Consider the following 25805-nt stretch of genomic DNA (forward strand, 5'->3'; position numbering starts at 1 on the left):
GTCAGGCGCCGATCTGTACGTCCCCGTCCACGATCCGGGTGGGATACACCGGGAGCGCGACATCGGGGTCGTCGAGGCAGACCCCGTCATCGAGACCGAACGCCTGCTTCTTGATCGGTGACTGCACGGTCGGACGGCCACCGCGGTCGCCGACGATTCCGCGCGACATCACCGCCGCGCCGGAGAACGGATCGATGTTGCCCACCGCATACAGGGTGCCGTCGTCGAGCCGGAACAGCGCCGCCTGCACACCGCCGGGAAGCAGCACGCCCACACCTCGGCACGGCATCAGGTGGTCGTAGGCACACGCGGTCGTCCATACCTGAACATCGTTGACAAGAGTCATTTTTGAGGCACCTTCGGCAATCCGATGGGAACTTTGCGGCCTGACCGCTGCGTGAACTCGACGGTCGGGTCGGCGACGTCGGGAGCGTTGACGAACGACACGAACCTCGAGAGTTTCTCCGGATCCTCGAGGACGCCTTTCCACTCGCACGCATACCCCTCGATGTGGCGCGCGATGGCCGCCTCGAATTCCTCGGCGAGACCGAGGGAGTCGTTGCAGACGACGTCGCGCAGATGGTCCAACCCACCTTCGAGGCTCTCGACCCACGGCGCGGTGCGCTGCAGCCGGTCGGCGGTGCGGATGTAGAACATGAGGAACCGGTCGATGTAGCGGACCAGCGTCTCGTCGTCGAGATCGCTAGCGAGCAGCTGGGCGTGTTTGGGGGTCATGCCGCCGTTGCCGCCGACATAGAGGTTCCAGCCCGTCTCGGTCGCGATGACCCCGACGTCCTTACCCCGCGCCTCGGCGCATTCGCGCGCGCAACCCGAGACACCCATCTTGATCTTGTGCGGTGCCCGCAGGCCGCGGTACCGCAGCTCGAGGTTGATGGCCATCTGCACCGAATCCTGTTGGCCGTACCGGCACCAGTCGCTGCCCACACAGCTCTTCACTGTCCGCAGTGCCTTGCCGTAGGCGTGGCCCGACTCCATCCCGCCCTCGACCAGTCGCCGCCAGATCTCGGGCAGCTGGTCGACGCGGGCACCGAACATGTCGATGCGCTGCCCGCCGGTGATCTTGGTGTACAGGTCGAAATCCCTTGCGATCTCGCCGATGAGGATCAACTGCTCGGGAGTGATGTCGCCGCCGGGTACGCGCGGCACGATCGAGTAGCTGCCGTTCTTCTGGATGTTGGCTAGGAAGTGGTCGTTGCTGTCCTGCAGCGACGCCTGTTCACCGTCGAGAATGTGATCGGAGCTCGTCGACGCCAAAATGGACGCGACGGCGGGTTTACAGATGTCGCAACCCTTTCCGGTGCCGAACCGCTCGATCAGACCCGAGAAGGTGCGAATCGATGTCGCGGTGATGATCTCGAAAAGCTCTGCGCGCGAATGGCTGAAGTGTTCGCACAGTGCCTTGGACTGCTCGACGCCCTCGGCCTCCAGCAGCTGTTTGAGCAGCGGGACGCACGAGCCGCAGGACGTGCCCGCCAGCGTGCACTTCTTCAATTCCGGCACGTCGCAGCAGCCACCCGCGATGGCCTCGGTCAGATCGCCCTTGGTGACGTTGTTGCACGAGCAGATCTGCGCGGCGGCCGGCAGCGCACCGACGCCCAGTCCCCCGCCGCCTTCGGATCCGGCCGGCGCGATCAGCGCCAACGCGTCGCCCGGCAGCTGCTCACCGACCATCGGTCGCAGCACACCGTACGCCGACGCGTCGCCCACGAGGATGCCGCCAAGCAGCGTCTTCGCGTCGTCGGAGAGCACCAGTTTGGCGTAGGTCTGGTTGACGGCGTCGTTGATCGCCACCTCCAGGCAGTCCGGGGTGGTGCCCATCGCATCGCCGAAGCTGGCCACGTCGACCCCGAGCAGCTTGAGCTTGGTCGACATGTCGGCCTCGGGGAACTCGGCTTCACCGCCGAGCAACCGGTCGGCGACCACTTCGGCGCTGGTGTAGCCGGGACCGACGAGGCCGTAGCAGCGGCCCTCGATCGCCGCGACCTCACCGACGGCGTAGATGTTGGGATCCATTGTGGCGCAGGACAGATCGGTGAGCACGCCGCCCCGCTCCGCGAGGGCCAATCCGGCGTCACGGGCCAGTTCGTCGCGGGGCCGCACACCTGCCGCGAAGACCACCACGCCGGTGTCGATGAACGTCCCATCGCTCAGCGCCACGCGCACCGAGTCGTTGTCGGCGGACCGCCGGACCGGGCGATTCCGTTGCGACGGAGCGATACTCTCCGTTCCCACCCCGGTGTGCACCGTGATCCCCAGCTCACCGATCATCCGCCCCAGCAGTGCTCCGCCGGCCTCATCGAGCTGCTGAGCCATCAGCCGCGGCGCCATCTCGACGACGTGCGCCTGCAGCCCGAATGAGCGCAGGGCGTTGGCGGCCTCCAGGCCCAGCAGGCCGCCGCCGATGACCACGCCGACCGGGGTGCCCTGATCGACGGCGCGTCGCGCACTCGCGCGGATCGCGTCGAGGTCGTCGAGCGTGCGATACACGTGGCAGGCAGGCAGATCGCGTCCGGGCACCGGAGGGACGAACGCATAGGAACCGGTGGCCAGCACCAGCGCGTCGTAGTCGACTCGGTCGCCTGCCGCGGTCGTGACGGATTTGGCGGTCCGGTCGATGGCGGTGACGGGACTGCCCAACCGGGTCTCGACGAGGTCGTCGCCGGGATAGGCGTTGCCCGGCAGCGCCAGCAGCCCGCGGTCCCAGTGTTCGGTGTATGAGGTGAGGCCGACGCGGTCGTAGGCGGCGTCGGCCTCCTCGGCGAGCACGGTCACCCGCCATTCACCGGCGCTGTCGCGCGAACGCAACGCCTCGACGAACCGATGACCGACCATGCCGTGGCCGACGACCACGACGTTCCTTTGAGAACGCATGTCGCAGAGGCTAGGCACGCGATATTGCCGCAATGTGCCCTTGTGTGAAGCGGCCATCACGGTGTGCTCACTGTCGTCGGGCACCCGATGTGAGCGAGTTCGCTGACGGCGAACGCCCAGCTGGAACATGAGCGTGGTCGACTCAAGTTATAGCGGGTGACAGACCGGCATGGTGCCGGTCACGACAACACCCGACAGAGGAGTACAGACGATGAGCAAGGTGACACTGTGGTCGCGGCCCGCGTGGGATATCGACCGCTGGATCAAGGATGGTGTGTTCGAGGGGTTCACCCCGGCGGCCGAGATCGTGCGCGACGGTGACGACGCCGTCGTCCGTCTCGAACTGCCCGGAGTGGACGTCGACAAGGACGTCACCGTCGAGGTCGATCGCGGCCATCTGGTGATTCGTGGCGAGCGCCGCGACGAGCATGCGTCCGAGGAGAATGGCCGCACGCTGCGTGAGGTGCGTTACGGCTCGTTCCGCCGGTCGTTCAAGCTGCCCGAGAACGCCGCGACCGATGCGATCTCGGCGTCCTATGACGCAGGGGTGCTCACGGTACGCGTCGCCGGTGGTCACAGGGGCGCCGAACCGCAGCGCATCGCTATCGAGAGCAAGTAATACCTCGACACGAGAGCCGGTGGGACCCTTGGGGTTTCACCGGCTTTGCGTTGTCGGCTGGTCGGGGCGTGGGCTGGGAGGGGGAGGCGGGTTGTACTCGCTGGTCTCCACTCTCGGCACCGTGTAACTGGTGGTGGTCGTCGTCGAGGCCGTGGTGTACGTCGACGGAGTGACCGACGACGTCGGAATCGAGACCGTTGCGGGCACCTTGGCCGAATCCGAGGTGCGCATCACCGCATAGACGAGGATCGCCAGCAGGATCAGCCCCGCCACGCCGCCGGCCACGACGAGCGACCGCTCGTCGAACCAGATCGGCTCGTCATCGCCCGCCACAGGCGGAATGCTAAGCCCAGCGCTGCAAAATCTCTGCCGTTGTCGCAGATAAAGCGCGCTGCAGGAACGGGCCGAAGCTGATGCGGCCCACGCCGAGCGGCCCGAACGACGCCGGGTCGTCCTGGTCGGGCAACGCGATGGCGTTGATCGGCAGCGGAAGCTCGGAGGCCAAGCGCCGCAGCGTGTCCGGGTCGTGACGGCCGACGGGATAGAGCGAATCCGCGCCTGCTGCTGCCGCCTCTTTGAGTCGCGCGATCGCGCGGTCCACCCGGTCGGACTCGTCGCCGTCCTGGCGCAGGAAGAGATCCGTCCGTGCGTTGACGACGACGTGCACCCCGGCGTCGTCGGCGGCCTTGCGCAGCGCGCCGACGAGTTCGGCGTGCTCGCTCGACGACCGCAGCCGGCCACCCTCGCTGTGCACGGTGTCCTCGATGTTCAAGCCGACGGCACCGGCGTCGAGCAGACCCTCGATCAGCCGTGCCGGCGCCTGGCCGTAGCCGGACTCGATGTCCACCGAGACCGGTACGTCCACCGCGGCGGTGATCTGGGAGATTCTGGCCAGGACGTCGTCGAACGTCATGCCCTCCTGATCGCTCTTGCCGACGGAATCGGCAAGCGGGTGACTGCCGACCGTGAGTGCGGCAAACCCGGCGTCGACGGCCAGCCGGGCCGACCAGGCATCCCAGACCGTCGGTAGCACCACTGGGTTGCCGGGCTGGTGAAGGGCGAGCAGGGCGTCGGCGCGCTCCTTGAGAACCGGGTCGGGCATTGGTCAAACCTCCGCTTCAGACGTGATCTGTCTCACTACCCAGTGCATGATGTGACTAGCGCCGGGTGTCGTAACGTGATGCCTGACACCCTTCAGCCCAAGGAGGTCACTTGTCCAGCACAACCGAACTCGCCGAGCTTCACGAGCTAATAGGAAACCTGCGGCGGTGCGTCACCACGTTGGCGTCCAGGTACGGCGACAGCCCGGCCACGCGCCGGATCGTGAACGATGCTGAGCGGATCCTCAACGACATCGACCGTCTGGACATCGACGCCGAGGAGCTGGAGCTCGCCCGTGGTGTGGTCCACCACCAGGGCGGCGAGAGGATCCCGATTCCGGACACGCAGTACGACACCGACTTCTGGCGCGGTGTCGACGACGAGGGTCTGGGTGGCACGCGCTAGGCGAGCCACCCCCTGACCTGGGATACGACAACTCCGAGAGGTAATAGTGAGCGCACCCACCGCCGACCGCAAGGCGACCGGCGTCTTTTCGCCGAGCCGTGCCCAGATTCCACAGCGCACCCTGCGCACCGACCGGTGGTGGCAGTCGCCGCTGATCGTCGATCTGGGTTTCGCGGCGTTCGTCATCTACGCGACGGTGCGGGCATTCCTGCAGAACAACTACTACGTCGCCGACTACCACTACCTGACACCGTTCTACTCACCCTGTGTCGTCAAGTGGAACGAGGCAACACAGTCGGGCTGCATCCCGGAGGCCAGTCACTTCGGCCAGTACCTGCCCGACGTCTGGTGGCTGCCCTACGCCGCGTTCTCCCTGCCGTTTCTGCTGCTGTTCCGCCTCACCTGCTACTACTACCGCGGCGCCTATTACCGCTCGGTGTGGCAGGCGCCGACCGCATGCGCGGTGGCCGAACCGCATGCGAAATACACCGGCGAGACGCGCTTCCCGCTGATCATCCAGAACACCCACCGGTACTTCTTCTACATCGCGGCGATCATCTCGGTGATCAACACCTACGACGCGATCATCGCGTTCCAGTCTCCGAGCGGTTTCGGATTCGGTTTGGGCAACATCATTCTCGTCGGCAACGTGGTGATGCTGTGGATCTACACGCTGTCCTGCCACTCCTGCCGCCATGTCGTCGGCGGCCGCCTCAAGCACTTCTCGAAACACCCGATCCGGTACTGGTTCTGGACGCAGGTGAGTGCTCTCAACACGCGACACAAGTTGTACGCGTGGGTCACGTTGGGAACGCTGATGCTGACCGACTTCTACATCATGCTGGTCGCGAGCGGCACCATCTCTGACCTGAGATTTATTGGCTGACAAGCATATTCGCAATTTAGTGAGGATTATCAATGGTTGATGTCGAGCGGCACGAGTACGACGTGGTCGTGATCGGGGCCGGCGGCGCGGGTTTGCGTGCGGTCATCGAGGCCAGGGAGCGTGGCCTGCGGGTTGCAGTGGTCACGAAGTCGTTGTTCGGCAAGGCACACACCGTCATGGCCGAGGGTGGCTGCGCCGCTGCGATGGGCAACGCCAACCCAAAGGACAACTGGCAGGTCCACTTTCGCGACACCATGCGCGGCGGGAAGTTCCTGAACAACTGGCGCATGGCCGAGTTGCACGCCAAGGAGGCGCCGGACCGCGTCTGGGAGCTGGAGACCTACGGGGCGCTCTTCGACCGCACCAAGGACGGGCGGATCAGCCAGCGCAACTTCGGCGGTCACACCTATCCGCGGCTCGCCCACGTCGGCGACCGCACCGGTCTGGAGATCATCCGCACGCTGCAGCAGAAGATCGTCTCGCTGCAGCAGGAGGACAAAGCCGAGTTCGGTGACTACGAAGCGCGCATCAAGGTGTTCCACGAATGCACCATCACCGATCTCGTCAAGGACGGCGACCGCATCGCGGGTGCGTTCGGCTACTGGCGCGAGAGCGGGAACTTCATCCTCTTCCAGACGCCGGCGGTGGTGCTGGCGACCGGCGGCATCGGCAAGTCCTACAAGGTGACGTCGAACTCGTGGGAGTACACCGGTGACGGGCATGCCCTGGCACTGCGGGCGGGCGCGACGCTGATCAACATGGAGTTCGTCCAGTTCCACCCCACCGGGATGGTGTGGCCGCCCAGCGTCAAGGGCATCCTCGTGACCGAGGGTGTGCGCGGCGACGGCGGAGTGCTGAAGAACTCCGACGGCAAGCGGTTCATGTTCGACTACATCCCGCCGGTCTTCAAGGGTCAGTACGCCGAGACCATCGAGGAAGCCGACCAGTGGCTCAAGGACAACGACTCCGCGCGCCGCACTCCCGACCTGCTGCCCCGTGATGAGGTGGCCCGGGCCATCAACTCCGAAGTCAAGGCCGGGCGAAACTCACCGCACGGCGGCGTCTTCCTCGACATCGCGTCGCGGCTGCCCGCCGAGGAGATCAAGCGGCGGCTGCCGTCGATGTACCACCAGTTCATGGAGCTCGCCGAGGTGGACATCACCAAGGAGCCCATGGAGGTCGGGCCCACGTGTCACTACGTGATGGGCGGGGTCGAGGTCGATCCCGACACCGGAGCCGCCAAGACCCCGGGGCTGTTCGCCGCGGGTGAGTGCTCAGGTGGCATGCACGGATCGAACCGCCTCGGCGGCAACTCCCTCTCGGATCTGCTGGTGTTCGGCAGGCGGGCCGGCATGGGGGCTGCCGACTACGTGCGTTCGCTGTCCGACCGGCCGACGGTGTCCGAGGCGGCGGTCGAGGACGCGGCCAAGTTGGCGCTCAAGCCGTTCGAGGGTCCGACCAACGGGGATGCGACGGAGAATCCGTACACCCTGCAGCTGGACCTGCAGGACACGATGAACAGCCTGGTCGGCATCATCCGCAAGGCCGACGAAGTGTCCGAGGCGATCGAGAAGCTCAAGGAGCTGCGCGAGCGGTACAAGCGCGTGCGGGTGGAGGGCGACCGGCACTTCAACCCCGGTTGGCACCTGGCGGTCGACCTGCGCAACATGCTCATCGTCAGCGAATGCATTGCCAGGGCCGCACTCGAGCGCACGGAGAGCCGCGGCGGGCATACCCGCGACGACCATCCGTCCATGGATGCCACTTGGCGTAAGACGCTGCTGGTGTGTCGCGCTCAGGGCGATGCGGTCGTCCCCGAGATCACCATCACCCGTGAGGACCAGGTACCGATGCGCGAAGACCTGCTCGAGCTCATCGAGCTCGAAGAGCTGGAGAAGTACTTCACGCCCGAGGAACTCGAGCACCACTCGGCTCGGAAAGGTTAGGAGAGCCTGATGAGCTACCAAGCGAACATGCGGGTCTGGCGCGGCGACCAGAGCGGCGGCGACCTGCAGGACTACTCGGTCGAGGTCAACGAGGGCGAGGTGGTGCTCGACATCATCCATCGCCTGCAGCAGACCCAGACCGGCGATCTTGCCGTGCGGTGGAACTGCAAGGCCGGCAAGTGCGGATCCTGCTCGGCAGAGATCAACGGGCGGCCGCGGCTGATGTGCATGACGCGCATGTCGACGTTCGACCCGACGGAGACCATCACCGTCACGCCGCTGCGCACGTTCCCGGTGATCCGCGACCTCGTCACCGATGTCTCCTTCAATTACGAGAAGGCCAGGGAGATCCCGTCGTTCACCCCGCCGAAGGATCTGCAGCCCGGCGAGTACCGGATGATGCAGGAGGACGTGAATCGGTCGCAGGAGTTCCGCAAGTGCATCGAGTGCTTCCTGTGTCAGAACACCTGCCACGTGGTGCGTGACCACGAGGAGAACAAGAAGGCCTTCGCGGGTCCGCGGTATCTGATGCGCCAGACCGAACTCGACATGCATCCCCTCGACACCCGGGGTGACCGGTCGGTGCAGGCGCAGGACGAGCACGGCCTGGGCTTCTGCAACATCACCAAGTGCTGCACCGAGGTGTGCCCCGAGCACATCAAGATCACCGACAATGCGCTGATCCCGCTGAAGGAACGTGCCGCCGACCGCAAGTACGACCCGGTGGTGTGGCTGGGCAACAAGCTGTTTCGGCGGTGATGAGCGGGCGGCCCTGAATCAGGGTTGAGGTCGGCGGTGCCGCGGGTAGCCTCTATATAAAGCAGCCGATTATCGAAGAAAGGCGACGATATGAGTCTGCGGGAGCCGCACAGCATCAACGACATCCGCACTGCGATTCGTGAACTCAGCAGCCGCGCGGAGCTGGCTCGCAAGGAGGGCCGCACCGCCGACGCGGAGGAACTCGAACAGCGCATCAACGGTTATCGCGAGGAGCTGGCCGCTCGCCCGTGACCGGCTCGGGCTATGCGCCCAAGCGGCGAAATGTACTGCGGTGGAACACGATCGGCGGTACATCGTCGTGCACGGTGATCTCGTTGACCCGCAGGATGACGATGGTGTGATCCCCGGCGGGAACCAACTGCTCGATTGAGCTTTCCAACCACACGCTGGTACCGCCGACGAACACCGCACCGGATTCGCGCGAGTGAGTGTCAAGGCCGGCGAACCTGTCGCCGGTCTTGGCCGCCAGCGTGCGCGCGGCCGCATCGTGCGATTCGCCGAGCAGGCTGATGCCCAGCTGGGGAAGGTCCCGCAGCTTCGGCCACGTCTCCGAGCTGTTCTGCACGCAGAAGGACACCAGCGGCGGATCGAGCGACACCGGCACGAAGGTGCTCGCGGCCAGACCGACCCGAACGCCGTCGACCTCGGCCGCTATCGCGATGACACCGGACGGAAAATGGCCGAACGCCTCACGCAGCGACGTCGGGCTCAGATCGCTTTTACTCATCTGTTTCATTTTCACACGCGCCGGGTGGCGCGACGGAGTCAGTCTGCCCAGCGCTGGGCTTCCACCTCGGGGGGACGGCAGGTCTGCAGCGGCACGTCGAGGCCGTCGTAGATCCCGGGCTTCTGTGTCGACAACCAGTCGAGCGCGCCAAGCAGGCGGTTGGCGGCCGTGGTGTTGCCGCCGTCGGCGCGCGTCCCTCCGGGCAGGTCGGCGCGGCTGGTGATGGTCAGCTCGGGGTCGCCGTGCACGATCACCCGGTGGTCACCCACGCCCTGGTCCGGATACGGCCAGTCAGGTGCGCATGACTCGTGAATGCGGGTGATGTGGTCGACGACGACGCGTTCCCGCCCGTTGACCTTTCCGATCACCTTGAGCCAGAAGGCGCCCTGGGTGCCCTTTTCGAACCGACCCATCACGGTGTCGACGGACTCCTCCAGCGGTCGACGCTCGACTTGCTCGGCGATCTCGTCGATCTCCAAGCCCAGCCCGCGTCCGATGAGCCGGACGTTGCCGCCCCACACCATCGTCGGCACCGACGGCAGGAGCATCATCGGCACCTCGTCCATCGACCCGCCGAAGCCGCACGAGACCTTGACCGCGTAGGGCTGGTTGTACGTCGAGTAATCGAAGATCTCCTGGCAGTGGATCGACTGGATCCGCGTGCACAGTCCGGCGGCGATGACGGCGAGCGCATCGTTGCCCCATCCCGGATCCACGCCGCTGACCAACAGCGTGGAGCCGCCCTCCTCGGCCGCCCGGGTCAACCGGTCGACCCATTCCTGCGGAGCCGAGCGGGGGTCGTACAGCGAGTACAGCGACGGCGTGACGACGTGGGCCCCAGCTCGAAGACAGCGCTCGATGTCGTTGACCGCGTCGTCCGGGCGGATGTCGCCGGAGGCCATGTAGGCCACCGCGTCGCAGTCGGCCAATGCCGCATCGACGTCGGTGGTGGCGGCGACTCCGGTGGGCTGATCCATCCCGGCGAACGTGGCCGCGTCCCTACCCGACTTGTCCGGCGAGGACGTGATGACGCCCGCCAGCTGCAACCCGGGAAACGCTGCTGCGCTCCGGATCGCCGTGGCCCCCATATTCCCTGTTCCCCACACTGCGACTCGAAGCACGCGACCACCCTAGCCGGACCGCCCGTGATGAGATTCACATTGCCGCGAAGTGGGTACAAAAGCACTTGTCAACTGCGTATTTTCGGTCCCGACCAACCACCGGGTTGCTTAGCCATTTGAAATTCTTCGTGACCGCTTTGTGTTCAAGTTACTGAGCGGTATAGTTTCGGCCAGTTACTGGTGGGTAACTTAGCCAAAAGTACCCAACCGCAAGTGGCACTCTCAACGAGGAGGAACCGTGAGCCACTACAAGAGCAACGTTCGTGACCAGGAGTTCAACCTGTTCGAGGTCTTCGGACTCGACAAGGTTCTGGGTACCGGCGACTACGCCGATCTCGACGCGGACACCGCGCGCGAGATGCTCGGCGAGATGGCGCGGCTCGCTGCCGGCCCCGTCGCCGAATCATTCGCCGACGCCGACCGCAATCCCCCGGTGTTCGACCCCAAGACCCACACCGTGACTCTGCCCGAGTCCTTCAAGAAGTCGATGCGCACTCTGCTCGAGGGCGGTTGGGACAAGGTAGGCGTGCTCGAGGAGCTCGGCGGCATGCCGATGCCCCGCTCGCTGCAGTGGGCCCTGATCGAGCACATCCTCGGCGCCAACCCCGCGGCCTACATGTACGCAATGGGCGCGGGCATGGCCGAGATCTTCTACAAGAACGGCACCGACGAGCAGAAGAAGTGGGCAGCCATCGCCGCCGAGCGCGGCTGGGGCGCCACCATGGTGCTGACCGAGCCCGATGCGGGCTCCGACGTCGGCGCCGGCCGCACCAAGGCTGTGCAGCAGCCCGACGGCACCTGGCACATCGACGGCGTCAAGCGCTTCATCACGTCGGGTGACTCCGACGACCTGTTCGAGAACATCATGCACCTGGTGCTGGCCCGCCCCGAGGGCGCTGGCCCGGGCACCAAGGGTCTGTCGCTGTTCTTCGTGCCGAAGTACCACTTCGACCACGAGACCGGTGAGATCGGCGAGCGCAACGGCGTGTTCGTGACCAACGTCGAGCACAAGATGGGCCTCAAGGTTTCGGCCACCTGCGAGCTGTCGCTGGGCCAGCACGGCGTTCCCGCCGTCGGTTGGCTCGTCGGCGAGGTGCATGACGGCATCGCGCAGATGTTCGACGTCATCGAGCAGGCCCGAATGATGGTGGGCACCAAGGCCATCGCGACCCTGTCGACCGGCTACCTCAACGCTCTCGAGTACGCCAAGGAGCGCGTGCAGGGCGCCGACATGACGCAGATGACCGACAAGACGGCCCCGCGCGTCACCATCACGCACCACCCCGACGTGCGTCGTTCGCTGATGACCCAGAAGGCATACGCCGAGGGTCTGCGCGCGCTGTACCTCTACACGGCGACCTACCAGGACGCCGCGGTGGCCAAGGCCGTGCACGACGTCGACGCCGAGCTGGCGGTGCGGGTCAACGACCTGATGCTGCCGATCGTCAAGGGTGTCGGCTCCGAGCAGGCCTACGCCAAGCTGACGGAGAGCCTGCAGACCTTCGGTGGTTCCGGCTTCCTGCAGGACTACCCGATCGAGCAGTACATCCGCGACGCGAAGATCGACTCGCTCTACGAGGGCACCACCGCCATCCAGGCGCAGGACTTCTTCTTCCGCAAGATCGTCCGCGACAAGGGTGTGGCGCTGGCGCACGTGGCCGGGCAGATCGAGCAGTTCGTCAAGAACGAGTCCGGCAACGGCCGGCTGAAGGCCGAGCGCGCACTTCTGGCGACCGCGCTGGAGGACGTGCAGGCCATGGCGGCCTCGCTGACCGGCTACCTGATGGCCGCGCAGGAGAACCCGACCGAGCTGTACAAGGTCGGCCTCGGTTCCGTGCGCTTCCTGATGAGCGTCGGCGACCTGGTGATCGGCTGGCTGCTCGCCAAGCAGGCCGCGGTGGCCGTCGAGGCGCTCGATGCGGGCGCCAGCGGTGCCGACCGCGCGTTCTACGAGGGCAAGATCGGCGTTGCTTCGTTCTTCGCGAAGAACTTCCTGCCGATGCTGACCAGCACTCGCGCGATCATCGAGAATCTCGACAACGATGTGATGGAACTGGACGAGGCGGCCTTCTAAGCCTTCTGCCGCTTCGCACCAAAACGCCCCCGGTCTCTTCCCGGGGGCGTTTTGCGTTGCGATTCAGAGCGTCGAAACTGTTCACAGATCGCGATTTTCGTTGATTTCGCGATCTGCGCGCAGTCTCGCGAAGGGCTCAGAGCGGAGCGATACTCTGGCGTCCGCCGTCGCTCACCTGCTCGGTCCACCGGCTGCCGTCCCACCAACGGAGTTCGTGGCGCCCTGACGGGTCCGGGTGCCAGGCGCCCATCGGGGCGGCCAGGAAGCTGCCGATCCGAAAGAACAGGTTGTTGATGTTCTCGCCGTTGCGACCCCAGTCGACCAAGCCGAACTTCAGCGACGAGCTGACGGTCGCCTCCACCCCAGCCGCGGTGGGCCGGAGGGTGACGTCGAGGTTCTCGCCCCAGGACATGAGCGACATGCTCGTGGACAGATGGATCTGACCCGTCCCGGGATCGGCCGAAGCGACCGTCATTCCCTCGGCCACAGCGGCGTCGCACACGGCGCGGAAGACACGGTCATACGGCCCGGGGAAGTGGCGTGTTTCGGATTTCGACGTCGGCACGCCGACATTATCGACGACGCGCTGACCGAACCCTGAACAAAATAGGGCGGGTTCGGGAGGACATCTAGGTGCGTCTCATTGGTCTCGCGCGTCCGGCTTTCAACCCTTATGCCGGCTCTTCGGAATCGTCTCTCCCGAACCCGTCGTGGCATCGATCGTACGCTTGTGACTGCTATCACACCAGGGGAAATTTTTGTCTGTCAGGACTGCTTTGACAGCAGAAAAGCCCTGGTCCGGGCCCTACCTTCAGAATCGGCATCGAAGACCGAACCGGTGAACTCGTCGACCCCGGCGGCGCTGAGTTCGTCGAGGCGCTCGGCAACCGTCTGCTCGTCGCCGATGATCGCGGCGTCCTCGGGCCCTGCGTAGCCTTCGCGGTCCAGCATCGCGCGGTATGACGGCAAGCTGCCGTACACCTCGAACTCCCTGGCGGCCTGCTTACGGAGACCGTCGACATCGTCGGTCACTGCAATCGGCAGCGCGGCCGCCACGCGCACCGCTGACTCGGAACGCCCGGCCTCCTCCGCCGCGCCGCGCAACGTGGGCACCACGTGTTCGGCCAGGGTCTTGGGCCCGGTCATCCACGTCAGCGTCCCGGCCGTGCGCCTGCCCGTCAGTCGCAGCATCTGCGGACCCAGCGCCGCGACGTACACCTCCGGCTCCGGCGCGGGCACCTGAAGCGCGCCGCGGGCGGTCCAGATCTCACCTGTGGCGTCGGCCGGTTGGCCGGCCAGCAGCGGTTGCAGGCCGTCGAGGTATTCACGCAGCTGGCGCACCGCCCTGTCCCACGAGATACCCCACATTCCCTCCGTCACCAGCCGGTGGCTCATGCCGATGCCGAGCTTGAACCGGCCGCCGCTGATCAGGCTCAGCGTCAGGGCGCGCTGCGCCAGCTGCATGGGGTGCTGGGGCTGGATCGGGATGACGGCGGAACCGATCTCGATGCCCTCGACTTCGCGGAAGGCGATGCCGAGCAGCGTCGGGAGATCCGCGTCGTACGGAAGCTGCGCCATCCAGACCCTGCGGAAACCCTCGTCGCGCAGCTTGGCGAGGTTGCGGACCAGGGAGTCGACGGGTGCGGGCGCGTCCGGCGACAGGCCGACGATGCTGAGGCTGATATCCATGCCCCCATTTAAGTCCCCGCTCCAGCGGCGAGCCTGCGCTTGCAGCGATGCGGTGGCCACAGATACTGCGCGCATGACGACCGAACTCGCCCGGCTGCAACACTTCGGCCCGAACTGGTTCGCGTCGGTCATGGGCACCGGGATCGTCGCCACGGCGGGTGTCACGCTGCCCGTGCAGGTCCGGGGTCTTCATGCGTTCTCGCAAGTGGTCTGGGTGATCGCCGCGGTGCTGCTGGTGCTGCTGATCGTCGCGGTGTCGATTCAGTGGTTCCGCCACCCGACCGTGGCGCGCGGGCATGTGCGCAACCCGCAGATGACGCACTTCTACGGTGCCGCGCCGATGGCCCTGTTGACGGTCGGCTCGGGAGCCCTGCTCACCGGCAAGGATCTGATCGGCGAGCGGATCGCCGTGGACCTGGCGTGGGTGCTGTGGACGACGGGCACGATCGGCGGGTTGTTCACCGCGGTGACCATCCCGTTCGTGATGTTCACCCAGCTCGAGGTCGAACCGGACGCGGCGTTCGGCGGCTGGTTGATGCCGGTGGTGCCGCCGATGGTCTCCGCGGCGTCGGGTGCGCTGCTGATCCCGCACATGGCTCCGGGCAGCGGTCGGACGACGATGCTCTACGGCTGTTATGCGATGTTCGGCCTGTCGCTCGTCGCGGCGTTGATCATCATCTCGATGATCTGGAGCAGGCTCGCCCTGTACGGGACGTCGGGCACCACCCGCGTGCCCACGCTGTGGATCGTGCTCGGCCCACTCGGTCAGGGCATCACCGCCGCGGGTCTGCTCGGCGCCAATGCGGCGTTGGCCGTGCCACCGGATCTCGCGAGCGGCATGAATGTGTTCGCGGTGCTGTTCGGGGTGCCGATGTGGGGGTTCGCGCTGCTGTGGATCGTGCTGGCGACCGAGCTCACCGTCCGGACGCTGCGCCGCGGCATGCCGTTCGCGCTGACGTGGTGGAGCCTGACCTTTCCCGTCGGCACCTTCGTCACCGGCACCACGCAGTTGGCGAATCACACCGGGCTGCCCGCATTCCGCGTGGCCGCCGCGGTCGCTTACGTCGGGCTGCTGGGAACGTGGGGGCTGGTCGCCGTCCAAACCGCACGGGGCAGTCTCGGCGGAGGCCTGTTCGTTCCGCCGGCCACCGCCGGGCCGATCAAGGCCAAAAAGGATCCGCCGCCCAGCTCCTAGGCGATTCATCTCATCGCTACCGACGAAATGCAGCGAGAGTGCGAGTAAACCTCAGCATTTCGTTGAAAGCGATCCGCCGCCCAGCTCCTAGGCGGGCGAGACAGAGTTAAGAGCCCCGTGCTGACGTCGGGTCGGGGGGTCAGACGTCAACACGGAGCTATCCGGTGTATCGACGGTGCCCTCGGCGCCGTTACACGCAATTCGGAATTGGTGTCAGGCCTCGAGAATGGCCGTGACGCCCTGTCCACCGGCCGCACAGATCGAGATCAGACCGCGCACGGGAGCGCCGGTTTCCTTCTTCTTCTCGGCCAGTTGCTTGGCCAGCTGCGCGACGATCCGCCCGCCGGTGGCGGCGAACGGGTGACCCGCTGCCAGCGAGGAGCCGTTGACGTTGAGCTTGCTCCTGTCGATGCTGCCCAGCGCCTGGTCCAGGCCGAGCCGCTCCTTGCAGTACTCCTCGGACTCCCACGCCGCCAGCGTGGCGAGGACGACCGATGCGAACGCTTCGTGAATCTCGTAGAAGTCGAAGTCTCCGAGGCCCAGACCGTTTCGTGCCAGCAGGCGCGGAACCGCATAGGTGGGCGCCATCAGCAGCCCGTCGTCACCGTTGACGTAATCCACGGCGGCGGTCTCCGCGTCGACGAAGTACGCCAGCGGCTCGATCCCGTGGGCGGCCGCCCACTCGTCGGATGCCAGCAGCGCCACCGACGCGCCGTCGGTCAGCGGTGTCGAGTTGCCCGCGGTCATCGTCGCGTCGCCGGCCTTCACCCCGAACACCGGCTTGAGCTTGGCCAGCTTCTCCGGCGACGAGTCGGCCCGCAGGTTGTTGTCGCGGTAGACACCGAGGAACCCGGTGACGAGGTCGTCGAAGAATCCGCGATCGTAGGCGGCGGCCATGTTGCGGTGGCTGGCGGCGGCCAGCTCGTCCTGGTCGACGCGCTTGATCCCCATCTTCTTCGCGGTGACAGCGGCGTGCTCACCCATCGACATCCCGGTGCGCGGTTCGCTGTTCACCGGGATCTCCACGCCGAGCGACGCGGGCAGCTTGCCGACCAGCTTGAGACGGTCCACGTTGGATTTCGAGCGCCGCAGTCCGAGCAGGACGCGCCGCAGATCGTCGCCGAAGGCGATAGGGGCATCCGACGCGGTATCAACACCTCCTGCCGCCGCAACGTCGTAGCGGCCGGACGCGATGCCGTCGGCCGCGGCGATGGTGGCCTGCAGTCCGGTGCCGCAGGCCTGCTGGATGTCGAACGCGGGCGTGTAGGGCGACAGTGAGCTGCCGAGCACGCATTCGCGCATCAGGTTGAAGTCACGACTGTGTTTGAGCACCGCACCGCCGATGACCGCGCCCAGAGTCTCGCCTGCCAGGTTGTAGCGATCGATCAGACCGTCCAGCGCCGCGATGAACATGTCCTGGTTAGAGGCGTTCGCGTATGCGCCGTCGGAGCGTGCGAAGGGAATTCGGTTGCCGCCGAGAATGGCGACCCGTCGGCGGGTATTGCTAGCCATGAGACCCATAGTACCCACCCTTCTTACTCAGGAGTAAGTTCGTTCCCATGGCTACCGATCTGTATTCGCAAATCGTCCATTCGACGCCCGGATCGTTCCTCGCCAAGCAGCTCGGCATCCCGCAACCCGAGACGCTACGCCGCTACCGTCCCGGTGAACCGCCGTTGGCGGGCACGCTGCTGATCGGCGGCGAAGGGCGCATCGTGGAACCCGTTCGGACGGCGCTGGCCGAGGACTACGACGTGGTTTCCAACAACCTCGGCGGCCGCTGGGCCGACTCCTTCGGCGGGCTGGTGTACGACGCCACCGGCGTCACCGAGCCCGCGGCACTCAAGGGGCTGTACAAGTTCTTTACCCCGCTGCTGCGCAACCTGGGACCGTCGGCGCGCATCGTGGTCGTCGGTACCACGCCCGAGGACACCGGCAGCGTCTCCGAACGGATAGCGCAGCGCGCGCTCGAGGGGTTCACGCGCTCGCTTGCCAAGGAGATGCGGCGGGGCGCCACCGTCAACCTGGTGTATCTGGCGGCTGACGCAAAGCCGGCGGCGACGGGACTCGAGTCGACACTGCGGTTCCTGCTGTCGGGCAAGTCGGCCTATGTCGACGGGCAGGTGTTCCGGGTCGGGGCGGCCGACTCGGCGCCACCGGCGGACTGGGACCGCCCGCTCGACGGCAAGATCGCGTTGGTCACCGGGGCCGCGCGCGGTATCGGTGCCACCATCGCCGAGGTGTTCGCCCGCGACGGCGCCAGCCTCGTCCTCGTCGATGTCGAGGGATCCAACGACGACCTCGGAAACGTCGCCGCGAAGGTCGGCGCGACGGCGCTCACGCTCGACGTCACGGCCGACGATGCGGTGGACCGGATCACCGAGCACCTACATGAGCACTACCACGGGTCGAAGCTCGACATCCTGGTCAACAATGCCGGCATCACTCGCGACAAACTGCTCGCCAACATGGATGAGGCCCGCTGGGATTCAGTGATCGCCGTGAATCTCCTTGCCCCGCTCAGGCTTACCGAGGGGCTGGTGGGCAACGGCACCATCGGGGAGGGCGGTCGAGTGGTCGGGCTGTCCTCGATGGCTGGTATCGCGGGCAACCGCGGGCAGACGAACTATGCGGCCACCAAGGCAGGCATGATCGGGCTGACCGATGCGCTGTCCGAGGCGTACGCCGATGCGGGTATCACCGTCAACGCGGTCGCGCCGGGATTCATCGAAACGAAGATGACCGAGGCCATCCCGGTGGCGACGCGTGAAATCGGCCGCCGGCTCAACTCGTTGTACCAGGGCGGTCAGCCGGTCGACGTCGCCGAAACCATCGCGTATTTCGCCAGCCCGGCGTCGAATGCCGTCACCGGCAACACCATTCGGGTGTGCGGCCAGGCGATGTTGGGAGCCTAGCGTGACGCAACCGTCGGGCCTGAAGAACCTGCTGCGCGCGGCGGCGGGTGCGCTGCCGTTCGTACCTCGCGGTGACTCGCTGCCGGATCGCACGCTGACCGTCGACGATCTGCCGATCGACAGCGCCAACGTCGCGGCGTACGCGGCCGTGACCGGGCTGCGATTCGGCGACGCCGTGCCGCTCACGTACCCGTTCGCGCTGACGTTCCCGACCGTGATGGCGTTGGTCACCGCGTTCGATTTCCCTTTCGCTGCAATGGGTTCGGTGCACATCGAGAACCACATCACGCAGTACCGACCGATTCTGACGACGGACACGGTTGGTGTTCGGGTGCACGCGGAAAACCTGCGTGAGCACCGGCGCGGCCTGCTCGTCGACATCGTCACCGATGTGAACGTCGGCAACGAGAAGGCCTGGCACCAGGTGACGACGTTCCTGCACCAGCAGAAGACCAGCCTGTCCGACGAGCCGAAGCCGCCACCGAAGAAGCAGCCCAAGCTCGGGCCGCCGAACGCGGTGCTGCGGATCACGCCGGGGCAGATCCGGCACTACGCGTCGGTCGGCGGAGACCACAATCCGATTCACACCAACCCGATCGCGGCCAAGCTGTTCGGTTTCCCGACGGTGATCGCGCACGGAATGTTCACCGCGGCAGCGGTATTGGCGAACATCGAGGGGCAGCTGCCCGACGCGGTGAAGTACTCGGTGCGGTTCGCCAAGCCGGTGGTGCTGCCGGCGCGCGCGGCGCTCTACGTCGATCGCGTCACCGACGGGTGGGAGCTCACGCTGCGCCATGCGACGAAGGGCGACCCGCACCTGACAGGTTCGGTGACCGCGCTCTAACTGGCGGTGACGGCGGCGTCCTTTTCGGATTGCTTGCCCTTCAGACCCCGCCAGAACAGGTTGATCAGCAATTCGGCGGCCTCATCGACCCCGGCGTCGCCGGTGCTCACCCGCGCGGCGATGGCCTCACCGGCACCCACAAGGGCGACGGCCATCATGTCGAAATCGGTGTCGGGCTCCGGATTACGGGTGCCCGCCCGCAGCAGCCGGCTGACCAGATCGATGATCCGCTCCCGGCCCTCGCGCACGGTATGCGCGAACGCCTGCGAGCTGGTGGCCTGGTTGTAGAGAACCATCCACGACGCCCGGTTGGCGTCGATGTAGGTGAGGAACGCCAGGACTGCGTTCCGTAGCAGGTCTTTGGGGCTCTGCGTGAAGTCGATCTTGCCGCGCACGTCTTCGACGAACCTCGACAGCTCACGGTCCAGGCACGCACCGAACAGCTCCTCCTTGGAGCCGTAGTAGAGATACAGCATCGGCTTGGAGATCTTGGCCTCGGCGGCGATGGCATCCATCGAGGTCTCGTGATAGCCGTTCACTGAGAAAATCTGCACGGCGGCGTCCAGCATTTGCTGCTCACGAACCGCGCGGGGCAGCCGCTTCGTTCCACCTGCCATTACTCAAGAGTAAGCAATGGGCGAACGCCGGGCGTCAACAGCGTGTCTTCCGCTAACCCCCGCAGCGCGGATGCGGCCCCTTGACCGCGGCCATCCGCAGCACCGAGGCGTCCACCTGCGGCATCGACAGTTCGCCCGCGGCGACCGCTGCTTCCAACCGGTCCAGCACCGCGGGCACTTCAGCGGTGGTGACCCACAGCGCCGTGTCCGCGCCGGCCTGCAGCCCGCGCAACGCCGCGTCGGGGACGCCCAGGCGATCGGAGATCGCCTGCATCGACGACAGGTCATCGGTGAAGACGGGGCCGTTGAAGGGCGGACCGCCGTAGCCGCCGGAGCGCAGCAGCCCGTAGGCGCTCGGGCTGAGACTGGCCGGTTCGTTGCCGGTGAGACCGGGCACCTGCATGTGGCCGAGCATCACCCCGACGGGCGGTTGCGTGGTCAGCGTCCGGTACGGAATCAGGTCGGTGTTCTGCAGGTCCGCGATCGGCGGGGCGGTGACGCTGCCGGTGTGCGAGTCACCCGAGCCGTTGCCGTGTCCGGGGAAGTGCTTGAGCACCGGCAACAGCCCGGCGTCGCGAAGCCCGCGCGCATAGGCGCCGGCAAAGTCGGTGACCACGGCGGGGTCGGAGCCGAAGGACCGGTCCCCGATCACCGTGTCGTCGGGGGCGTCGGAGACGTCGACCACCGGTGCGAAGTCGATCGTGATGCCCTTGCTGCGCATCGCCTGGCCGCGTTGCAGCGCGATCGCGTACACCTGCTCGGGCGTCTGCGTCTGCGCCAGTACCCGCGCCGGAGGCTGGGTGCCGATGATCGAGGACAGCCGCGAGACCCGACCGCCCTCCTCGTCGACGCTGACCGCCAGGGGCAGCGGGGCCGCGGCGTTCGCGATGTCGATCAGCGAGCCGTCCGACAGCATCGACAGGTCGGTCCAGCTGCCGATCATGATTCCGCCGACGTGCTGCGCCTCGACGACAGCGCGGGCATCGGCCGCATTGTGCACCCCGACCATCAGCAGCTGCGCCAGTTTGTCGCGGGTCGACAGCTGCGACAGCAGGGCCGGGCCGTCGCCGCACGCGGGCGGCGGGATGATCACGGGAGCCTGCCGCGCGGTGGTTGCCGCCATCGTGGGGGTCAAGGGCTCCGGTTCGGCCATCGAGCAGGCAGACACCAGGGCGGACAGTGCTGCGGCAGCGCATACCGCGCGCAGCCCCGAGCCTTTGGAAGCCATGGGCCTCGACACTAGTAGGAAACGAAGTCGTATTCGATCCCACGGTCGGCAAGCCAGCTCCGCTCCCCCGGCGCCATGATCACCTCGACGTGGGCGCAGACCAGGTCAAGCACGTCAGCGGTCGGTTCGGCGGACAGCGCCGCACGGATCTTGTCGAACTGATCGGCCGCGACGGTGATCTGATACTCGTACCCGTCGAGGTGCACCCGGTCCCAACCTGCGAACACCAGCTCACCGCGCTCGGCGTAGCCCACCCACACGGTGGCGGTGTCGGAGCGCCAGAAGACGCGCTCGGCGGCGGGCACGAGCAATATTGTCTGCTACTTTGGCCGAATGGATCGGTTTCTCGTGCCCGCTGCGGCCAGCATCGTTGTGGGCCTGCTGCTGGGCGCGGCGGCCGTATTCGGAGTGACGCTGATGGTGCAGCAGGACAACAAGCCTCCGCTGCAGGCGGGCGATCCGGCGTCATCGGTGCTCAATCGGGTTGAGTACGGCGACAGAAGTTAAATCCCGGGCCTACCCGCTCCTGCCCGCCGCCGTCAACGACACCCCGCCGCTCGCACGGCGCTGGCTGTGGGTGGTCGCTGTGGCGGCGCTGGTCCTGACGTTCGCCCAGTCACCCGGACAGATCTCCCCCGATACCAAGCTCGACCTGACCGCCAACCCGCTGCGGTTTCTCGCTCGCGCCTTCAACCTGTGGAACAGCGAGTTGCCGTTCGGGCAGGCGCAGAACCAGGCCTACGGCTATCTGTTTCCGCACGGCACCTTCTTCCTCGCCGGCGACGTGCTGGGACTACCCGGCTGGGTGACGCAACGGCTGTGGTGGGCGCTGCTGCTGGTGGTCGGCTTCTGGGGCGTCCTGCGCGTTGCGGAGGCGCTGGGGATCGGCAGCACCACCTCCCGGGTGATCGGCGCGGTGGCGTTCGCGTTGTCGCCGCGGGTGCTGACCACCATCGGGGCGATCTCGTCGGAGACGCTGCCGATGATGCTTGCGCCGTGGGTGCTGCTGCCGATGATCATCGCCCTGCGGGGTACGGGCAGTGTGCGGGTGCTCGCCGCGCGGTCGGCGGTGGCCGTCGCGCTGATGGGGGCGGTCAACGCCGTCGCGACGCTGACCGCGTGTCTGGTGGCGGCCATCTGGCTGGTGTGCCACCGACCCAACAGGTTGTGGTGGCGCTTCACCGCGTGGTGGGCGCTGTGCATCGTGCTGGCGGTGTCGTGGTGGGTGGTCGCCCTCGTGCTGCTGGGCCGGATCAGCCCGCCGTTCCTGGACTTCATCGAATCGTCGGGCGTGACCACGCGGTGGATGTCGCTGACCGAGATGCTGCGCGGCACCGACGCCTGGACACCGTTCGTCGCGCCGAACGCCACGGCGGGCGCCTCATTGGTGACCGGATCGGTCGCGGTGCTTGCGACGACACTGGTGGCCGCGGCGGGTCTGGCGGGTCTGGCCTTGCGGTCGATGCCCGCGCGCGGACGGCTCATCACGATCCTGCTCGTCGGTGTCACAGTGCTGGCCCTCGGCTATTCGGGTGGCCTGGGATCGCCTGTGGCCCTTCATGTTCAAGCGTTCCTCGACGCAGACGGCACGCCGCTGCGCAACATTCACAAACTCGAACCGCTGCTGCGGCTGCCGATCGTCCTGGGGCTGGCGCACCTGCTGGGCCGCATCCCGCTACCGGGCAGCGCCCCGCGCGCGGTGTGGCGGGACGCATTCGCTCACCCCGAACGCGATAAGCGGGTGGCCGTCGGCGTCGTCGCCCTCGTCGCACTGACGGCGGCCACCTCACTGGCCTGGACCGGCCGACTCACCCCGCCCGGAACATTCGATGCGATCCCGCAGTACTGGCACGACACCGCCGCCTGGCTCGACGAACACAACGACTCCGGGCGCGTGCTGGTGGCGCCGGGCGCCCCGTTCGCCACCCAGGTGTGGGGCAACAGCCACGACGAGCCCCTGCAAGTGCTGGGCGAGAGCGCGTGGGGGGTGCGGGACTCGATTCCCCTGAACCCGCCGGAAACCATCCGGGCCCTCGACTCGGTCCAGCGCCTCTTCGCGGCGGGCCGCCCCTCTGCTGGGTTGGCCGATACCCTGGCCCGGCAAGGGATCTCGTACGTGGTGGTGCGCAACGACCTGGATCCCGAGACCTCGAGGTCGGCTAGGCCGCTGCTGGTGCACCGCGCCATCGACAACTCACCCGGCCTGGAGCGGGTCGCCGAGTTCGGCGATCCGGTCGGTCCCGGCACGCTGGCCGGATTCATCACCGACAGTGGTCTGCGACCGCGCTATCCCGCCGTGGAGATCTACCGGGTCAGCCCCACCGCGCCCGGGATTCCGGTGACGCCCTACCTCGTCGACGCCGACGCGATGGCCCGCGTCGACGGCGCACCAGAGGTCCTGCTGCGCCTCGACGAACGGCGCCGCCTGCTCGGCCAGCCGCCGCTGGGGCCGATGATGCTGACGGCCGACGCACAGCGCGCCGGTCTGGCCATGCCGCCAGGAACGGGTGTCGTCGTGACCGACACGCCCTTGGCACGGGAGACCGACTACGGCCGCGTCGACGACCACTCGTCGGCGATCCGGGCACCCGACGATCCGCGGCACACGTTCAACCGCGTCATGGACTATCCGAGTCCGGGCGCCGAAACCGTCTACGGCCAGTGGTCCGGCGGGCGCATTTCGGTGTCGAGTTCGGCGGCGGACTCGACCGCGCTCCCCAATGTGGCGCCCGCGACCGGACCGGCCGCCGCCATCGACGCCGACTCGTCGACGAGTTGGGTGTCCAACGCGTTGCAGGCCGCCGTCGGCCAGTGGCTGCAGGTCGACTTCGACCATCCCGTCACCAACGCCACGATCACGATCACCCCGAGCGCGACGGCGGTCGGCGCACAGGTCCGTCGCATCGAGGTGTCGACTGTCAACGGCACCAGCACAATGCGCGTCGAAGAGCCGGGTGAGCCACTGACCATCGCGCTGCCGTACGGGGAATCGCCGTGGGTGCGGATCACCGCGGCGGCCACCGAGGATGGATCCCCCGGTGTTCAGTTCGGCATCACCGATTTCGCCGTCACCCAGTACGACGCCAACGGCTTCGCGCACCCCGTCAACCTGCGCCATACCGTGGACGTACCGGGACCACCTCCGAATACTGCTGTGGCGCAATGGGATCTGGGATCTGACCTGTTGGGCAGGTCCGGCTGTGCGCAGAGCCCGAACGGCATACGTTGCGCCGCGACCATGGCCTTGTCGGCCGAAGAGCCGGTGAACCTGAGCCGGACGCTGACCGTGCCCGCAGCCATGGAGGTGACGCCGACGGTCTGGGTGCGTCCTCGCCAGGGCCCCAATCTGGCCGACCTCATCCGCGAGCCCGGCACTGTGATCGCCACCGGAGACGCGGACCCGATCGACGTTCTCGGCTCGGCCTACGCCGGCGCCGACGGCGACCCGAACACGGCGTGGACCGCGCGGCAGGGCGTCGTCCAACACAAGACGCCACCCACCCTGACCCTGACGCTGCCGACCCGCCGCGAGGTGGCCGCCGTACAGCTAACACCCAGTTCGTCTGAACTGCCCGCACATCCGACGTTGGTGGCCATCGACCTCGGCGACGGACCTCAGGTACGTCGACTGGCCGCCGACGCCGGACCGCAGACATTCGACGTCAAACCCCGCGTCACCGACACGGTGAAGGTCTCGATCCTGGACTGGGACGACATCATCGACCGCACCGCGCTCGGGTTCGACCAGCTGAAGCCACCCGGCCTCGCCGAGGTGACAGCCCTCGACCCCCGTGGCACCCCGATCGGCGCGGCCGACGCAGCGCGCAACCGTGACCGGTCGATCGAATTGCCCTGTGGGCGTGGCCCGATCATCGGTGTCGCCGGCCAGTTCGTCCAGACATCGCTGACCACGACGGTCGGGGCCCTGCTCGACGGCGAGCCCGTCGCCGCGCAGCCGTGCCAAACGGGACCGATCCGGCTGCCCGCCGGCCAGCAGGAGTTGCTGATCAGCCCCGGTGCGGCGTTCATCACCGACGGGGTTCAACTCGACGGCCCGCTGGCCAACCGGATACGTTCGGCGGCAACGGTTCCCGCGCAGATCGACACGTGGAGTGCCGACCACCGAGAGGTGACGGTCGCACCGTCGGAGACGTCGCGGGTGCTGGTGGTTCCCGAGAGCATCAACCCCGGCTGGATTGCGCACCGGGCCGACGGCTCCCGGCTGGCACCGGTCACCGTCAACGGCTGGCAGCAGGGTTGGGTGCTGCCGCCGGGCACCGGAGGGCCCGTCACGCTCACCTTCGAATCCAACGCGCTCTATCGCGCCGGGTTGATCGGCGGCCTCGCTCTGCTGCCGCTGCTCGCACTGCTGGCCTTCTGGCCTACGCGCCGCCGTGACCAGCCGGACGAGCCCGCACGTGTCTGGCGGCCCGGCCGGTGGACGGTGGGCGCGGCGGTCCTCGTGGTCGGCGGGGCGATCTCGGGGGTGGCGGGCGTCATCGTCGTCGGCATCGCCCTCGGTGTGCGGCATCTGTTGCGCAACCGTGAAAGACTTTGCGACGCCGTCACGGTCACGACAACTGCCGGGGGGCTGATCCTGGCGGGAGCCGTGCTCAGCCAGAACCCATGGCGATCGGTCGACGGCTACGTCGGTCACTCCGTGGGGGTGCAGTTGCTTGCTCTGATTTCGGTGGCGATGCTGGCCGCCTCCGTCGTGCCTGCCGATCGTCGTCGTTTCACACCCCCGGGCTCCGCCGACCTCTAGC

At 67.0% G+C, this 25805-nt stretch carries 24 protein-coding genes; 12 read left to right on the top strand and 12 right to left on the bottom strand.

Going from position 1 to position 25805, the window contains the following annotated elements:
• Window position 1 precedes the first annotated feature (1 nt).
• Together nirD and nirB are read right to left on the bottom strand one after the other, a co-directional pair.
• Complete coding sequence (gene nirD, locus H7J93_RS20020; RefSeq protein WP_267308057.1) at window positions 2-346, bottom strand: nitrite reductase small subunit NirD; 345 nt, start codon at window positions 344-346, stop codon at window positions 2-4.
• Window positions 343-2892, bottom strand: coding sequence for a nitrite reductase large subunit NirB (nirB, locus tag H7J93_RS20025; RefSeq protein ID WP_267308058.1), 2550 nt, complete (start codon window positions 2890-2892; stop codon window positions 343-345). The genes nirD and nirB overlap by 4 nt, the downstream gene beginning before the upstream one ends.
• A 211-nt stretch (window positions 2893-3103) precedes the next feature.
• On the opposite strand from nirB, the gene H7J93_RS20030 reads away from it, so the two are divergent.
• Complete coding sequence (locus H7J93_RS20030; RefSeq protein ID WP_267308059.1) at window positions 3104-3511, top strand: Hsp20/alpha crystallin family protein; 408 nt, start codon at window positions 3104-3106, stop codon at window positions 3509-3511.
• 36 nt (window positions 3512-3547) lie between these two features.
• Here the strand turns inward: H7J93_RS20030 and H7J93_RS20035 are convergent, their stop codons facing one another.
• Window positions 3548-3844, bottom strand: a complete 297-nt coding sequence (locus H7J93_RS20035; protein ID WP_267308060.1) for a hypothetical protein — start codon at window positions 3842-3844, stop codon at window positions 3548-3550.
• A gap of 10 nt (window positions 3845-3854) precedes the next feature.
• Window positions 3855-4613 carry an isocitrate lyase/PEP mutase family protein gene (locus tag H7J93_RS20040; protein WP_267308061.1) on the bottom strand — a complete coding sequence of 253 codons (759 nt, stop codon included), beginning with the start codon at window positions 4611-4613 and terminating at the stop codon, window positions 3855-3857.
• Between the two features lie 110 nt (window positions 4614-4723).
• Between H7J93_RS20040 and H7J93_RS20045 the strand changes: the two genes are divergently transcribed.
• The 5 genes from H7J93_RS20045 (at window position 4724) to H7J93_RS20065 (ending at window position 8860) form a co-directional block, all read left to right on the top strand.
• Entirely contained in the window at window positions 4724-5017 is a 294-nt protein-coding gene (locus tag H7J93_RS20045) for an Rv0250c family protein (RefSeq protein ID WP_267308062.1), read from the top strand.
• 46 nt (window positions 5018-5063) lie between these two features.
• A complete protein-coding gene (gene sdhC, locus H7J93_RS20050; RefSeq protein ID WP_267308063.1) occupies window positions 5064-5903 on the top strand; it encodes a succinate dehydrogenase subunit SdhC in 840 nt (279 codons plus the stop codon).
• 32 nt (window positions 5904-5935) lie between these two features.
• The gene (locus H7J93_RS20055) at window positions 5936-7849 is read left to right on the top strand and encodes a fumarate reductase/succinate dehydrogenase flavoprotein subunit (RefSeq protein ID WP_267308064.1); all 1914 of its coding nucleotides are present in this window, start codon (window positions 5936-5938) and stop codon (window positions 7847-7849) included.
• A gap of 9 nt (window positions 7850-7858) precedes the next feature.
• Window positions 7859-8608, top strand: coding sequence for a succinate dehydrogenase/fumarate reductase iron-sulfur subunit (locus H7J93_RS20060; RefSeq protein ID WP_267308065.1), 750 nt, complete (start codon window positions 7859-7861; stop codon window positions 8606-8608).
• 90 nt (window positions 8609-8698) lie between these two features.
• The gene (locus H7J93_RS20065) at window positions 8699-8860 is read left to right on the top strand and encodes a hypothetical protein (RefSeq protein ID WP_110810432.1); all 162 of its coding nucleotides are present in this window, start codon (window positions 8699-8701) and stop codon (window positions 8858-8860) included.
• Window positions 8861-8870: 10 nt separating this feature from the next.
• Here the strand turns inward: H7J93_RS20065 and H7J93_RS20070 are convergent, their stop codons facing one another.
• Entirely contained in the window at window positions 8871-9356 is a 486-nt protein-coding gene (locus H7J93_RS20070) for a flavin reductase family protein (RefSeq protein WP_267308066.1), read from the bottom strand.
• Window positions 9357-9394: 38 nt separating this feature from the next.
• Window positions 9395-10477 (bottom strand): NAD(P)H-dependent amine dehydrogenase family protein, encoded by a 1083-nt coding sequence (locus H7J93_RS20075; protein ID WP_267308067.1) that lies wholly within the window; start codon window positions 10475-10477, stop codon window positions 9395-9397.
• Window positions 10478-10715: 238 nt separating this feature from the next.
• On the opposite strand from H7J93_RS20075, the gene H7J93_RS20080 reads away from it, so the two are divergent.
• Window positions 10716-12551, top strand: a complete 1836-nt coding sequence (locus H7J93_RS20080; RefSeq protein WP_267308068.1) for an acyl-CoA dehydrogenase — start codon at window positions 10716-10718, stop codon at window positions 12549-12551.
• A gap of 136 nt (window positions 12552-12687) precedes the next feature.
• On the opposite strand, the gene H7J93_RS29470 is transcribed toward H7J93_RS20080, so the two are convergent.
• Together H7J93_RS29470 and H7J93_RS20090 are read right to left on the bottom strand one after the other, a co-directional pair.
• Window positions 12688-13116 carry a DUF2510 domain-containing protein gene (locus H7J93_RS29470; protein WP_267308069.1) on the bottom strand — a complete coding sequence of 143 codons (429 nt, stop codon included), beginning with the start codon at window positions 13114-13116 and terminating at the stop codon, window positions 12688-12690.
• Between the two features lie 200 nt (window positions 13117-13316).
• The gene (locus H7J93_RS20090; protein WP_267308070.1) at window positions 13317-14240 is read right to left on the bottom strand and encodes a TIGR03564 family F420-dependent LLM class oxidoreductase; all 924 of its coding nucleotides are present in this window, start codon (window positions 14238-14240) and stop codon (window positions 13317-13319) included.
• 73 nt (window positions 14241-14313) lie between these two features.
• On the opposite strand from H7J93_RS20090, the gene H7J93_RS20095 reads away from it, so the two are divergent.
• The gene (locus H7J93_RS20095; protein ID WP_267308071.1) at window positions 14314-15435 is read left to right on the top strand and encodes a TDT family transporter; all 1122 of its coding nucleotides are present in this window, start codon (window positions 14314-14316) and stop codon (window positions 15433-15435) included.
• Window positions 15436-15648: 213 nt separating this feature from the next.
• Here the strand turns inward: H7J93_RS20095 and H7J93_RS20100 are convergent, their stop codons facing one another.
• Complete coding sequence (locus H7J93_RS20100) at window positions 15649-16956, bottom strand: acetyl-CoA C-acetyltransferase (protein WP_267308072.1); 1308 nt, start codon at window positions 16954-16956, stop codon at window positions 15649-15651.
• 38 nt (window positions 16957-16994) lie between these two features.
• Between H7J93_RS20100 and H7J93_RS20105 the strand changes: the two genes are divergently transcribed.
• Together H7J93_RS20105 and H7J93_RS20110 are read left to right on the top strand one after the other, a co-directional pair.
• Window positions 16995-18350, top strand: coding sequence for a 3-oxoacyl-ACP reductase (locus H7J93_RS20105; protein ID WP_267308073.1), 1356 nt, complete (start codon window positions 16995-16997; stop codon window positions 18348-18350).
• A gap of 1 nt (window position 18351) precedes the next feature.
• Window positions 18352-19194 (top strand): MaoC/PaaZ C-terminal domain-containing protein, encoded by an 843-nt coding sequence (locus H7J93_RS20110; protein WP_267308074.1) that lies wholly within the window; start codon window positions 18352-18354, stop codon window positions 19192-19194.
• On the opposite strand, the gene H7J93_RS20115 is transcribed toward H7J93_RS20110, so the two are convergent.
• From H7J93_RS20115 to H7J93_RS20125, 3 genes are read right to left on the bottom strand one after another with little or no spacing between them, the layout of a single operon-like run.
• Entirely contained in the window at window positions 19191-19811 is a 621-nt protein-coding gene (locus tag H7J93_RS20115) for a TetR/AcrR family transcriptional regulator (protein WP_267308075.1), read from the bottom strand. The two genes, H7J93_RS20110 and H7J93_RS20115, sit on opposite strands and share 4 nt — an antisense overlap.
• Before the next feature lie 52 nt (window positions 19812-19863).
• Window positions 19864-21039 (bottom strand): glycoside hydrolase family 3 N-terminal domain-containing protein, encoded by a 1176-nt coding sequence (locus tag H7J93_RS20120; protein WP_267308076.1) that lies wholly within the window; start codon window positions 21037-21039, stop codon window positions 19864-19866.
• Between the two features lie 11 nt (window positions 21040-21050).
• Window positions 21051-21344, bottom strand: a complete 294-nt coding sequence (locus tag H7J93_RS20125) for a hypothetical protein (RefSeq protein WP_267308077.1) — start codon at window positions 21342-21344, stop codon at window positions 21051-21053.
• A 28-nt stretch (window positions 21345-21372) separates the two neighbouring features.
• Here H7J93_RS20125 and H7J93_RS20130 point away from each other — a divergent pair, with 28 nt between their 5' ends.
• A complete protein-coding gene (locus tag H7J93_RS20130; RefSeq protein WP_066810839.1) occupies window positions 21373-21546 on the top strand; it encodes a DUF2613 domain-containing protein in 174 nt (57 codons plus the stop codon).
• 19 nt (window positions 21547-21565) lie between these two features.
• On the top strand, window positions 21566-25804 hold the full coding sequence (locus H7J93_RS20135) for an alpha-(1->3)-arabinofuranosyltransferase (protein ID WP_267308335.1): 4239 nt from the start codon (window positions 21566-21568) through the stop codon (window positions 25802-25804).
• The last annotated feature ends 1 nt before the right edge of the window (window position 25805 follow it).

The organism is Mycobacterium barrassiae (genome assembly GCF_025822765.1).
Taxonomy (GTDB): Bacteria; Actinomycetota; Actinomycetes; order Mycobacteriales; family Mycobacteriaceae; genus Mycobacterium; species Mycobacterium barrassiae.